General features: G+C 32.8%; 12 protein-coding genes. 10 read left to right on the top strand and 2 right to left on the bottom strand.

Annotation, left to right across the window (positions count from 1 at the left end):
• Positions 1–176 precede the first annotated feature (176 nt).
• Positions 177–1,247 carry a GGDEF domain-containing protein GdpS gene (gene gdpS / locus KA883_RS05530; RefSeq protein ID WP_046207422.1) on the bottom strand — a complete coding sequence of 357 codons (1,071 nt, stop codon included), beginning with the start codon at positions 1,245–1,247 and terminating at the stop codon, positions 177–179.
• 408 nt (positions 1,248–1,655) lie between these two features.
• Between gdpS and KA883_RS05525 the strand changes: the two genes are divergently transcribed.
• A complete protein-coding gene (locus KA883_RS05525; protein WP_046207423.1) occupies positions 1,656–2,714 on the top strand; it encodes a glycosyltransferase family 4 protein in 1,059 nt (352 codons plus the stop codon).
• Between the two features lie 203 nt (positions 2,715–2,917).
• On the opposite strand, the gene KA883_RS05520 is transcribed toward KA883_RS05525, so the two are convergent.
• Entirely contained in the window at positions 2,918–3,559 is a 642-nt protein-coding gene (locus KA883_RS05520) for a YigZ family protein (RefSeq protein ID WP_046207424.1), read from the bottom strand.
• A gap of 138 nt (positions 3,560–3,697) precedes the next feature.
• On the opposite strand from KA883_RS05520, the gene fakB1 reads away from it, so the two are divergent.
• From fakB1 to KA883_RS05475, 9 genes are all read left to right on the top strand, one after another.
• Positions 3,698–4,561, top strand: a complete 864-nt coding sequence (gene fakB1, locus KA883_RS05515; protein WP_210139897.1) for a fatty acid kinase binding subunit FakB1 — start codon at positions 3,698–3,700, stop codon at positions 4,559–4,561.
• Positions 4,562–4,816: 255 nt separating this feature from the next.
• Positions 4,817–6,088 carry a DEAD/DEAH box helicase family protein gene (locus KA883_RS05510; protein ID WP_210139896.1) on the top strand — a complete coding sequence of 424 codons (1,272 nt, stop codon included), beginning with the start codon at positions 4,817–4,819 and terminating at the stop codon, positions 6,086–6,088.
• A gap of 215 nt (positions 6,089–6,303) precedes the next feature.
• The gene (locus KA883_RS05505) at positions 6,304–6,759 is read left to right on the top strand and encodes a ComF family protein (protein ID WP_230625199.1); all 456 of its coding nucleotides are present in this window, start codon (positions 6,304–6,306) and stop codon (positions 6,757–6,759) included.
• A 66-nt stretch (positions 6,760–6,825) separates the two neighbouring features.
• Complete coding sequence (hpf, locus tag KA883_RS05500; protein WP_046207428.1) at positions 6,826–7,392, top strand: ribosome hibernation-promoting factor, HPF/YfiA family; 567 nt, start codon at positions 6,826–6,828, stop codon at positions 7,390–7,392.
• A gap of 279 nt (positions 7,393–7,671) precedes the next feature.
• Complete coding sequence (gene secA / locus KA883_RS05495) at positions 7,672–10,203, top strand: preprotein translocase subunit SecA (RefSeq protein WP_046207429.1); 2,532 nt, start codon at positions 7,672–7,674, stop codon at positions 10,201–10,203.
• 243 nt (positions 10,204–10,446) lie between these two features.
• Positions 10,447–11,572, top strand: a protein-coding gene (gene prfB, locus KA883_RS05490) for a peptide chain release factor 2 (protein WP_155390646.1) whose coding sequence is annotated in 2 segments (ribosomal slippage) — positions 10,447–10,518 and positions 10,520–11,572 — 1,125 coding nt in all. Because the reading frame shifts where the segments join, the coding sequence is not laid out codon by codon here.
• Between the two features lie 412 nt (positions 11,573–11,984).
• A complete protein-coding gene (locus KA883_RS05485; RefSeq protein ID WP_046207431.1) occupies positions 11,985–12,905 on the top strand; it encodes a COG3942 and LysM peptidoglycan-binding domain-containing protein in 921 nt (306 codons plus the stop codon).
• 353 nt (positions 12,906–13,258) lie between these two features.
• Positions 13,259–13,900, top strand: coding sequence for a YfbR-like 5'-deoxynucleotidase (locus KA883_RS05480; RefSeq protein ID WP_019469491.1), 642 nt, complete (start codon positions 13,259–13,261; stop codon positions 13,898–13,900).
• 5 nt (positions 13,901–13,905) lie between these two features.
• Complete coding sequence (locus KA883_RS05475) at positions 13,906–14,136, top strand: CsbA family protein (protein WP_019469490.1); 231 nt, start codon at positions 13,906–13,908, stop codon at positions 14,134–14,136.
• Positions 14,137–14,282 lie beyond the last annotated feature (146 nt).

The raw sequence follows: 14,282 nt of genomic DNA, 5'->3' as shown, positions 1-14,282 counted from the left end.
TAGCTTAAGCATATTTGCATGTGTACACTAACGATTTAAGCACGTTACTTTCAAAAGTGATTTGTTATGGATTATGTTGAATCCCCATGTTTGAATAGACCGTTCCATGATATAAATTAAAAAGCTTGAGATATATAATTTAAATTATCCCAAGCTTTGAAAATACATTTATTTAGTTATAATTTAACTATAGGGTTAAACATCACTTGATTACGACCTTCATTTTTAGCCATATGCAACATATCATCTGCAACTTTAAAGACGGTACGTTGAGATTTATAGTCATCTTTAGTTAGGTATCCGACACCAATAGAGACTGATAATTTAATCATTTCTTTGTTTGGTAAATGGAAAGTAGATTGTTCAACGCCTTTACGGATACTTTCACTTAACTTAACACATTGGTCTAGTGTGTAGTCATATAACACTACAGAAAACTCTTCACCACCATTACGGTAAATGCTAAATTGTTCAGGCACATAGTTTTTTAATAATTGTGCGATTTGTCGTAATACAGCATCACCTGAATCATGTGAATACATGTCGTTAACATCTTTAAAACCATCAATATCAATGAGTAGTAAACCTAAGCTTTCATCATTTTCTTCTGCAATGCGTGTAGTTTCATTCAAATGTCTATCGAATTCTTTAACATTGCCTAAACCAGTCAAATAATCAAATCTATCTTCATTTTCATAGCGATTTACTAATGAGAAGAAATGCCAAATATCTACGAATGTAATCGAAGAAGTGATGGTTAAAACGAACGATAACGGTATCATATATAGTACTTCTTTAAATTCATAATACGGACTAATCAATGATAAGATGACAAATATGACTAGCGTAATTAAGTTGAGTATTTGTAATGAGATAATATCATTTTGTTTTAAAAATGGACCTATTGCTCCAACAATGATGGCTATTACAATTAAAATCATTGCAGTTATAATCGTATAATCACCAATTAATACATTAACTAAAGATACGATAAACGCTGCTAAAACTGTATAAACCATATTTGTATATCTACCTAAAAATAAAATCGGCACAAAAGATAAATAGAGGACATACTCATTAAAGATAGGGACAGGTTTAACAGATAATAATAATGCTACAATGGTCATTAAAATCGTGACGTATTCTTTTGAAAACACCATATTCTTATTTTCAGAGTACTGTAATCGGTGGAATAAATAAATTCCTGCGACAGTGACCGCAATATTATAAATAATAGCTTCAAACATTTTTCTTACGCTCCTTTAAATAAACACTTAGTCATTGTAAGTGAAAAGTTACATTTTGTCATCATTGATATTTAGAAATTAATAACATTCGTTTAAAATTCATGTTAAAATACTTATTTGAGTGATTGTAAAATATATAAATTGATTATTCTATAAAAAAGAAAGTGAATTTCAGCGTTGAACTCTGCTAATGATTACATTACTATTTGTATTACTAAAAGTACATCGTGTATTATAGACTTAATTGAATCGTTTATAGAATTTTCGATACATATATCAAGTAAACTATGTTTTGAAAATATACAAGTGTATATCCATAACCAAATATGATTTCATATTTAGAATATTTATAGAGACTTTAAACTCAAATTCAAAATTATAAAGACTTAAATTAATGAAGGTGAACTGATGTATACGTTATTATTAATCATTTTTTCAATGATTGTCAGTTTAATACTTACTCCCATTGTCATAAAGGTTTCCCATAAATTGGGCGTCGTTGACCAACCTAATTTTAGGAAAGTACATAAAAAACCAACTTCTGTCTTAGGAGGTACTGTGATACTACTTTCCTTTTTATTGGGGATTTGGTTAGGGCATCCAATTGAAACAGAGGTGAAGCCACTTGTCATTGGAGCAGTATTAATCTACTTAGTAGGGTTAATAGATGATATCTATGATTTAACGCCAATCTTAAAATTATTAGGACAAGTGATTGCAGCAATGGTTGTCGTTTACTACGGCGTAACCATAGATTTCATCTCATTACCGATTGGACCGACAATACATTTTGGTATTTTAGGTGTTCCGATTACTGTGATATGGATTGTAGCGATTACCAATGCGATTAACTTAATTGATGGATTGGATGGTTTGGCATCTGGTGTAGCAACAATCGCTCTGATGACTATTGGTTTCATCGCAATATTACAGGCAAATATATTTATCATAATGATCTGTAGTGTGCTTATCGGTGCGCTATTAGGTTTCTTATGTTTTAATTTTCATCCGGCTAAAATATTTTTAGGTGATAGCGGCGCATTGCTTGTTGGTTTTATTGTTGGTTTTCTTTCGCTTTTAGGTTTCAAAAATATTACGTTTGTGTCTTTATTTTTCCCGATTGTTATTTTAGCAGTACCGTTCATAGATACTTTATTTGCTATGATACGACGTGTGAAAAAAGGTCAACGTATTATGCAAGCGGATAAATCGCATTTACACCATAAATTACTAGAATTAGGTTATTCACATCGCCAAACAGTAATACTGATATATTCAATCGCGTTGTTATTTAGTCTTTCAAGTATTATTTTGTATTTATCACAACCATGGGGTGTACTCATGATGCTTGTGCTCATACTCATTACGATTGAACTCATTGTTGAATTTACAGGATTAATCGATGATGATTATAGACCGCTCTTAAAATTAATTGAAAATAAAGAGCGACATAAAGAAGATGAATAGATAAACTACCTAATTAGAACCTGAGATATGAATATCTCAGGTTCTAATTTTATATGATTTACAAAGTCACGACTGATAATACTTAATTTTTCAAATTATACATTCATCACATGCATCAATGTATAGCGGTAAGTTTATGTTTACCTGATAATTGTATGACAGTTATGCATTTTTGAAAGGTCATAAACTGAAATGGAAATGGTTTAGTTTGTTGGTATGTCAAATGGTAGCTTAATGATAGCTTGCTCATCTAAATCATAGTTACCAGAAGTGATTTTATTTAGAAAAGCAATAAAATCGTCATACTCCGCTTCTACCACGTCTATTTGATAACTCACTTTGTCTGTGTAGGTTGTGTTTCGTAAGAAGAATGATGTTTGTGCTAATTCATATTCAAATTTACCTGTAAGATCATAATCGATAGTGATTGTAGTTGGTATTGCTGAACGCAAAGCAACACGTCCTACTTCATAAATAACATCTCTCACAGCACCACTATATGCTCTTATTAAACCACCGCCGCCCAATTTTATACCACCGAAATAACGCGTAACTACGACACAAACATTGTGAACTTCTAGTTTTTTTAATATTTCAAGCATTGGTACGCCTGCAGTTCCACTTGGCTCTCCGTCATCATTTGCTTTTTGAATATTCATCTGTGCTCCAACTGTATAGGCTGAACAATTATGTGTCGCTTCCCTATGTTCTGATTTTACCAAGTTGATAAAGTCTTTAGCGTCTGCTTCAGATTCAACAGGTTTGATATGGGCAATAAAGCGTGATTTGCTAATTACATTTTCTATCATATGTTCTTGCTTTATTGTTATGATTGATTCATCCATATTTAAACACTCCAGTCATAGTTTCGATCAATACCTATTATTATACACGGTTCTGAATTCAAGTTTAATGTAAAAATAAATTTTCTTTTAATATAAAATAATGTATCATAGTTGTGAGTATAATTGAGGAGGATTATGATGAAAATTGCTGTATTAACAGATTCAACGAGTTATCTATCTCAAACATTAATTGATAAATATAATATAAATATTGCCCCACTAAGTGTAACTTTTGATAACGGTGAAAATTTTGAAGAAAATGCATCTATTTCAGCAAATGAATTCTACGAAAGAATGAAAGCATCTAAAACAATTCCTACGACAAGTCAGCCGGCAATCGGTGAATTTGTAACTAAATACGAACAATTACGTGATGAAGGCTATACGGATGTCATAGGCGTTTTCCTTTCTTCAGGTATCAGTGGTACTTATCAAACAGCTACACAAGCGGGTGAAATGGTTGAAGGTGTTAATGTTCATACGTTTGATTCGAAAATTTCAGCTATGGCAATGGGGAGTTTCGTATTACGAGCAATTGAATTAATTGAACAAAATGAAACACCGCACGCTATCATTAAAGAGCTTGAAGCAATGCGAGAAGTAACTGGTGCGAGATTGATGGTAGACGATTTAAAAAACTTGCAAAAAAGTGGACGTATTACTGGAGCCCAAGCGTGGATTGGTACGATGTTAAAAATGAAACCAGTCTTAAGGTTTGAAGACGGTTTAATTTTGCCAGATGAAAAAATACGTACTAAAAAACGTGCGCTTAAAGAAATTATCAATAAAGTGATTGATATCGTTAAAGATTATGAAGAGGTTACGTTATTAGTTATAGGTGGAGATGTTCAAGAGGATACAGACTGGCTGTACAATGAATTACAAAAAAACTATCCACAATATAAAGTACACCGTTCAAATTTAGGCCCTGTGGTCGCAGCTCATTTAGGTCCAGGCGGTATGGGCTTAGGTTTCACTGGTAGATCTATTCGTATAGACTAAATTATAGATTCAAAAGTATTATTATCATTTTTAAGAAAAGTAGTATTTTTGCAAGAGATGTATAGTGAAACCAACACTTCGTTCAGTCATCGATGCCAACCATAATATGACAAATGAGTTGTTTAGCATTTAAATTACTGTACGACTAACAAATAAATCATTTATTTTATGGCGGGTCTTTGAAATTAAAGTGAAATTTAATTTTTGACTCGCTTTTTGGTTTGGAGGAAACATACAATTAAATATTATGGAAGAATGATTAATGATAAATCCTTATTAACAGATGAACGTATAAAGCAAACAACGAAAGGTGTGGTATTAGATAATAATGGCTATTGGACATGTGCTCAATGTCACTCACGCCGACAAACGCATTTTTACAAATATCTATCAACAGTGTTAGATAAGGAGATTGTCTACTGTAGAAATTGTATCAATATGGGTAGAATGGATAATATAACTGAAATCTATATCATAGAAAGTCAGAATGTAATGACACCTTGTCATTATCAATTACCATTCAAATTATCAGAACAACAACAATTTACATCTGACAAAATTGTATCAGCGATTGCAGGCTTTCGTTCACTATTGCTCCATGCAGTCACAGGTGCAGGTAAAACTGAGATGATATTTGAAGGAATTAAATTTGCGCGGAACCACGGTTATAATGTCGCAATTGTATCTCCTCGAGTTGATGTTGTTTTAGAAGTCAGCATGAGGATTAAGGCAGCTTTTCACGAAGAAAAAATAGATGTATTGCATCAATCATCACAGCAACAATATAATGGCCATTTTGTTATCGCCACAATTCATCAACTCTATCGTTTCAAACAACATTTTGATGTGATAATTGTAGATGAAGTAGATGCCTTTCCTTTACCTACAGAACCAACGTTAATACAAGCATTGCAGCATGCCTCGAAGTTAAAACACTGTCATATATTAATGACTGCCACACCAACAAAAGCTTTAATGAAACAAATTAGCAATTTAGAAATTATTCAATTACCTGCGCGTTTTCATAGACATCCTTTACCCGTGCCTCAATTTAAATTCCTTAGAATCAATCCCAATAAGAAGCAATATAAATTATTACGATTTTTACAACATCAAGTCAATCAACGACGATATACGCTAGTCTTTTTTAACAATATTACTTTAATGAAACAACTGTATCAGTTATATAAAGCTGAAATTCCATCTTTAACATATGTCTACAGCAATGATGTATTTCGTTTTGATAAGGTGAAACGTTTGAGAAACGGGGAACATACCGTTGTTTTCACCACTACCATTTTAGAAAGAGGCTTTACTATGGCAAAACTCGATGTTGTAATCATAAACAGTCATCAGTTTGAAACGAGTGCCATCATTCAAATATCAGGAAGAGTTGGAAGAAAAGCAGAAGCACCTACAGGAAGTGTATTTTGTTTGCATGAAGGGATCACACTATCTATGATTAAAGCTCAATATCAGATAAGGAAAATGAATCAACTTGCACAAAAAAGAGGGTGGATAGATTGACTGCGACATGTTTATATTGTCACATCTATTATTCAGAACCTTTAAATGCATTTACGTTTTACAAAAAGGCTTCAAAATTGTGTGATGATTGCAATCATCTCTGGGAGATAATGAAATTAAAGACGACGAATCGATGTGCAACATGTTTGAAGTTACGCAATGAAACTGAAATATTATGTTCGGATTGTGCCGAGTTAGCTTCGAAGTTTAAATTAATGAATAAATTGTATTGTTATTACCGATATGACGGTATTGTAAAAGAAATGATTCAACAATATAAATTTCAAAGAGATGTTGCAATCGCAGAAATAATCGCAGAAAAGGTTAAATTGCCTCATTACAAATATGATTACATTATCCCCATACCGTCCCCTTTATTTAGAGATAAAGAAAGAACATTTAACCCCGTACAACTAGTATTAGACATACAAAAAGTTAAGTATTATTGTCTGCTTGCCACACACTCACATATTAAACAATCAGAATTAAGTAAAGAAAAACGTATGCAACGACCCAATCCTTTTGTAATGGAACAAAGTGTGGATTTAAAAGGAAAATGTATTTTATTAATCGATGACATTTATACTACGGGCTTAACGGTTCATAATGCGGCACAGCTATTACTTGATAGAAAAATCAGAAAATTCGATGTGTTTACGTTTGCACGCTAGGTTATTCGTGGTATTATAGAAATAAGCACTATTACCAATATAGAGGTTTTAAAGGAGTCGATTACTATGATCAGATTTGAAATTCACGGAGAGAACCTCACTATTACTGATGCGATTCGCAACTATATTGAGGAGAAAATTGGTAAATTAGAACGTTACTTTAACAATGTGCCAAATGCAACTGCACACGTTAAAGTTAAAACGTACCAAAACTCAGCAACTAAAATAGAAGTAACTATTCCATTGAAAAATGTTACGCTAAGAGCGGAAGAACGTCATGATGATTTATACGCTGGTATTGATTTAATTAATAGCAAATTGGAAAGACAAGTTAGAAAATATAAAACGCGTGTAAATCGTAAAAATAGAAAAAATGACGAACAAGAAGCTTTTGCATCATTACCTGAAGAACAAGAAGCAGAAAATCTTCAAAATGATGACAATGATAGTGAAATTGAGATTATTCGTTCAAAAAATTTCAGTTTAAAACCTATGGATTCTGAAGAAGCAGTATTGCAAATGGATTTATTGGGCCATGATTTCTTCATTTTTACAGATCGTGAAACAGATGGTACGAGCATAGTTTATAAAAGAAAAGATGGCAAATATGGACTAATTGAAACAACTGAATAATTTAATTAAATTAGTGTCATATTTATAAAAGTAGTAGCGTCCATGATTGAGTGAAATCATGGACGCTCATTTTTTGCTGTGTTATTATGTAATAATTTGAAAGTGAACATGTATGTTGTGTATATTTTAAATGAGTCAATATTATAATTTGTATTCAAAAACATGTAAGTAAATATAGTATAGATGGCACGATAAACGTAATAAGTGTAAATTTAGGCTTATAAATGATATTATAAATTGTTGTAAACTAAGAGTTATATAGCTAAAGGAGCGAACAGAATGGGTTTTTTATCAAAAATTGCAGATGGCAATAAAAGAGAAATAAAACGCCTTGGTAAATTAGCCGACAAAGTCCTTGCACTAGAAGAGGATATGTCGATATTAACTGATGAAGAAATTAAAGAAAAGACAAAAAATTTTCAAGCGCAAGTTCAAGCAGAAGACGATATTAAAAAGCAAAATAAAATTTTAGATGATATTTTACCAGAAGCCTTTGCATTGGTAAGAGAAGGGTCAAAACGTGTATTCAACATGATTCCTTATAAAGTGCAAGTTATGGGTGGTATAGCCATTCATGGTGGCGACATTTCTGAAATGAGAACTGGTGAAGGTAAAACGTTAACGGCGACAATGCCAGTTTATTTAAATGCGTTAACAGGACGCGGTGTACATGTTATTACAGTCAATGAATATTTATCTAGTGTACAGAGTGAAGAAATGGCAGAATTATATGAATTTCTTGGATTAAGTGTTGGTTTGAACTTAAATAGTAAAACTACTGCAGAGAAAAGAGAAGCTTACGCATGTGATATTACTTATAGTACCAACAACGAATTAGGATTTGACTACTTACGTGATAACATGGTGAATTATGCAGAAGAACGCGTGATGAGACCACTTAATTTTGCGATTATTGATGAAGTAGATTCAATCTTAATTGATGAAGCACGTACGCCGCTTATTATTTCAGGAGAGGCGGAGAAGTCAACGTCACTTTATACGCAAGCAAATGTTTTTGCTAAAATGCTTAAAAACGAAGATGATTATAATTATGATGAAAAGACAAAAGCTGTGCAATTAACAGAACAAGGTATTGATAAAGCAGAGCGTATGTTTAAAATTGATAACCTTTACGACGTGAAAAATGTTGATATCATCAGTCATATTAATACAGCGTTACGTGCGCATGTTACGTTACAAAGAGACGTAGATTATATGGTGAACAACGGCGAAGTATTGATTGTTGACCAATTTACAGGACGTACAATGCCTGGACGTCGTTTTTCAGAAGGATTGCACCAAGCGATTGAAGCTAAAGAAGGTGTGAAAATTCAAAACGAATCCAAAACAATGGCTTCAATTACATTCCAAAACTACTTCAGAATGTATAATAAATTATCTGGTATGACAGGTACTGCAAAAACAGAAGAAGAAGAATTTAGAAATATTTACAATATGACAGTTACACAAATTCCTACGAACAGACCAGTACAACGTATTGATAAGCCAGATTTAATTTATATCAGTCAAAAAGGTAAATTTGATGCAGTTGTAGAAGATGTCATTCAAAAGCACAAACAAGGTCAACCAGTCTTATTAGGGACTGTTGCCGTTGAGACAAGTGAATATATTTCTAACTTATTGAAAAAACATGGCGTACGACACGATGTCTTAAATGCGAAAAATCACGAACGTGAAGCGGACATTATCGCAAGTGCTGGCCAACGCGGTGCGGTGACAATAGCTACCAACATGGCTGGCCGTGGTACGGACATCAAATTAGGTGATGGTGTTGAAGAAATTGGCGGTTTAGCAGTAATTGGTACAGAGCGCCATGAATCACGTCGTATAGATGACCAATTACGTGGTCGTTCAGGTCGTCAAGGTGACAAAGGTGATAGCCGTTTCTATTTATCGTTACAAGATGAGTTAATGGTGCGCTTTGGTTCGGAACGTTTACAAAATATGATGAATCGATTGGGTATGGATGATTCAACACCAATTGAATCTAAAATGGTTTCTCGTGCTGTTGAATCAGCTCAAAAACGTGTTGAAGGTAATAACTTTGACGCTCGTAAACGTGTCCTTGAGTATGATGATGTACTGCGTAAACAACGTGAAATTATCTATAGTGAACGTAATGATATTATTGACAGCGATGAAAGTAGCGAATTAATTAACGCAATGCTACGCTCTACATTAGAAAGAAGTATTCAATATTATGTAAATGAAGAAGATGACGATCCAGACTATGAACCATTCATCAACTATGTAGAAGACGTCTTCTTGAATGAAGGCGAATTAAAAGTTGAAGATATTAATGGAAAAGATAATGATGATATTTTTGAGGTTGTATGGTCAAAAATAGAAATAGCATTAAAAGAGCAAAAAGAAAAAATTGGTAGTCAGTTTGATGAATTTGAACGTATGATTTTACTTCGCTCTATTGACACACATTGGACAGACCATATCGATACAATGGATCAATTGCGTCAAGGTATTCACTTACGTTCGTATGGACAACAAAATCCACTACGTGACTATCAAAATGAAGGTCACCAATTATTTGATACTATGATGCAAAACATTGAAGAAGACGTAAGTAAATATATTCTAAAATCAGTGATTTCCGTTGAAGATGACGTAGAACGTGATAAGACAACTGATTTTGGTAAAGCTGAGCATGTATCAGCAGAAGATGGAAAAGAAAAAGCGAAAGCAGAGCCTTATGTTAAAGATGAACATATAGGTAGAAATGACCCATGTCCTTGCGGTAGTGGTAAAAAGTATAAAAACTGTCATGGCGCTTAAGTTTATCTAATATGATACACATGTGAGACAGGATTTCACTATTTGAATTATTTTTATATGTCAGGCATCTTTTACAGTTAAATTGTAGCGTTTAACTGTGAAAGATGTTTTTTTTAACATAAGCTAGCAGCGATTTGGTGCTTAAGTTGAAATTAACAGTTTATATTTTGTATCATATGTATGATAGTCTAGTAATTAATTTAGTAATTATACTTCATTCGAAAAATTTAGGAGAGATGCATAATGGAATTATCTGAAATTAAGCGTAATTTAGATGCTTATAAAGAAAAGTTAGAACAACTTAGGGGGTCTCTTTGACTTAGAAGAAAAAGAGACAAACATACAAGAATACGAAGAAATGATGGCGGATCCTTCGTTTTGGGATAATCAAGATAAAGCGCAAGACGTAATAGATAAAAATAATGCTTTAAAATCTGTTGTCAATGCGTACAGAGATTTAGAAGCAAATATAGAAGATATGGAAACGACACGAGAATTATTGTTAGAAGAAGACGATACGTCGATGAAAGACGATTTAGAAGCGAGCGTCACTCATTTTCAAAACGAATTAAACCAATTTGAACTACAATTATTGTTAAATGGGCCTTATGACGCGAATGATGCAATTATTGAATTGCATCCTGGTGCAGGTGGTACTGAATCACAAGATTGGACAAATATGTTGTTGAGAATGTATCAACGCTACTGTGAGCAAAAAGGCTTTAAAGTTGAAATCGCAGACTATTTACCTGGAGATGAAGCGGGCGTAAAAAGTGTAACAATGATTGTGAAAGGTCATAATGCATATGGTTTTTTAAAAGCCGAGAAAGGTGTACATCGACTCGTACGCATATCACCGTTTGATTCATCTGGTCGTCGACATACATCTTTTGCTTCATGTGATGTCATACCACAATTTAATAACACTGAAATAGAAGTAGAAATCAATCCTGATGATATTACTGTTGATACATTTAGAGCTTCGGGCGCAGGTGGTCAACATATCAATAAAACCGAATCTGCTATTAGAATTACCCATCATCCAACAGGTATTGTGGTAAATAACCAGAATGAACGTTCACAGATCAAAAACAGAGAGGCTGCAATGAAAACATTGAAGTCTAAACTATATCAATTAAAAATTGAGGAACAAGAACAAGAAATGGCCGAAATCCGTGGAGAACAAAAAGAAATCGGTTGGGGAAGTCAAATTAGATCTTATGTATTCCATCCATATGCAATGGTTAAAGATCATAGAACAAACGAAGAAACCGGTAAAGTCGATGCAGTCATGGATGGTGATTTAGGACCGTTTATCGAAGCTTATCTACGCAAGCAAATGAATCTGAATCATTCAGAAAAAGATTAATACTTAAATAGAACAATTATTATTCATAACTTTATGAGTGAGCTAGAAACCAATGTATAACTTATTGTTTTCTAACTTACTCATATTTTTTATAGCAGTATAAAGTAGGCAAGACTGACACGTTCATACGAAACGACTGCTTAATTTATTTCAGTAATTTTTAGATAAACTACTACTTATATGTAAAATACAAACTTAAATATTACAGTTAAAGTTAACAGATATTCAAAGGTGATTAAAACTATTGTGATAAAGATAAGAAAGCTATGATTAAAGCGTTAAAAGGGGATTCATTCAAAAATATCTTTTGCATTACAAAACGATAACAAGGGTAAAAGTATTCAGAGAATATGCTATATTATGATTGATTAAATATTGAATAAAATTAGACAGCAAAGGATTGAAATACATCATGAAGAAAGGCTTAACTTTTTCTGTAACTTCTGCAGCACTGTTTTTTGGAATGAATGGTCTAGCGTCAGCTGATCAAGTACATACAGTGAAAGAAGATACGGATTTATCAAATATAGCGCATGCATTCGCAACAACGACTCATACGATACAATCATTGAATCATATGGAATTTGTGCAGTCGGTTAAGGTTGGGCAAACGCTTGTATTACCTGACGAAGATATTGTAGAAGTTAAAGAAGGCGATACACTTCAAAGTATTGCGAATAAACATCACCTCAGTTTAAATGAACTTTATCAATTAAATCCATTCATTACTGAAACAATTTATCCTGGGCAACTCATTGCAGTTTCTGAAAAAGGATCGTCACATTTAGACAACCAACTACAGAGTGCATACGTACAAAGTGACTCGAATAGTGATCCATTCACAACAGGGGTAACAACTGAAAACAGTAATGCTTTCACAAGATTAGCGAACGATTATATACCAGTAAAGCAGCAATCTTGGTCAAATAACAGTGTTGATGCGCGCAATACCACTTCAAATGGTCACAACCTTCACAATAATAGCTATCAATCAAAACACTATGTAGCCGGTGGGCAGAATTATTATGCTTGGGGGCAGTGTACATACTATGCTTTTGATAGACGTCAACAACTTGGTAAATCTATAGGCAATTTATGGGGCAATGCTAATAACTGGGCATCGGCTGCGCGTCAAAATGGTTATGTGGTTAATGCTACACCTGAAGTAGGTGCTATTTTACAGAGTAGCGCTGGAAATTATGGTCATGTAGGGATTGTAGAACGTCAAAACAGTGATGGATCCATTTTAGTTTCAGAGATGAACATGCAAGGCTTGGGACAAAAATCCTATAGAACGATTTACAATTCAGGACAATATAATTATATTCATTAAAAAATAAAAACTTATATCTAGCAGTTTTATCTGCAATTGTAACAATATTCTTAATGTATAGCCCGGGACATAAACATGTCTCGGGCTTATTATTTTAGAGGCCCTGCGTGCAGGCTAAACGTGTCAGAATCAGTATTTTTTACACTCAATATGATTTTCACTAAAATTTATTACAGTCTTATTATTTTTGAATCTTGTAAAATGAGTAAAACTTGAAAGACAAAAAAGTAAGTTATATTTTAAAATTAGAACGATTTGATGATATTTAACGGCATTAAAAAGACATTTTAGATATGGAATGATATTATAAAATCAAGTATAATCAATCATTAAATAAATGAGGAGGCGCTATCATGGGAGTACATCAATATTTTAAACGTTTATCAGACTTAGAAAAATTAATACGATTGCCTGGGAAATTTAAATATTTTGAGCATAATGTTGCTGCACATTCTTTTAAAGTGACTAAAATTGCTCAGTATTTAGGTACAGTAGAAGAATATCACGGCAATAAAGTAGATTGGAAAAGCTTATACGAAAAAGCCTTAAACCATGATTTCGCCGAAATTTTTACAGGGGATATTAAAACGCCAGTCAAATATGCGAGTGGAGAATTAAAAAAATTATTCTCACAAGTAGAAGAAGAAATGGTAGATCATTTTATAAACGAAGAAATACCAGAGCAATATCAATCCATATACCGAGAGCGACTGCAAGAAGGAAAAGACGATTCGCTAGAAGGTCAAATCTTATCAGTTGCTGATAAAATTGATTTGTTATATGAAACATTTGGTGAAATTCAAAAACGTAATCCTGAACCACTATTTTTTGAAATATACGAAATGTCATTAGAAACAATCATGCAATTTGATCATTTGAATTCAGTACAAGATTTTATAGAAAATATTATTCCTGAAATGCTTACAGAGAGATTTATACCGAAATCGGAATTACGAGAAACAACGATGTCTATTTTAAATAATAGGAACGGGTGACATGAATGATCTGGTATATACTTGCATCTTTTTTTCCATGCATACTTGTCGTATTGTTTAGCGTACTGACTAGAAGTAAATGGGTAGGTACGATTTTAACTTTGATCTTAATAGGTACTTCAATTGAAAAAGGATTTTTTCATGATGAATGGATTATTTTTATAGATGTTGCTTCATTATTAGCAGGTTACTTAATTATTGACCAACTAGAACTCCATAAAAAAGAAGATGATTAAGTATTAAGCGTTAAGCAACTTAATTGTAATAGCATGATGAAAGATATATAATTATTTAACTTCATTTTATCTGAATAAAAATTTATGAACGCAAACAAACATGGTATTATACTGTGTTTGTTTTTATTTAGTGAAATATCATTTTT

Origin of the sequence: Staphylococcus sp. GDY8P54P (assembly GCF_017892645.1) — a bacterium.
Classification (GTDB): Bacteria; Bacillota; Bacilli; order Staphylococcales; family Staphylococcaceae; genus Staphylococcus; species Staphylococcus ureilyticus.
This window is presented reverse-complemented; position numbering and strand designations above follow the sequence as displayed.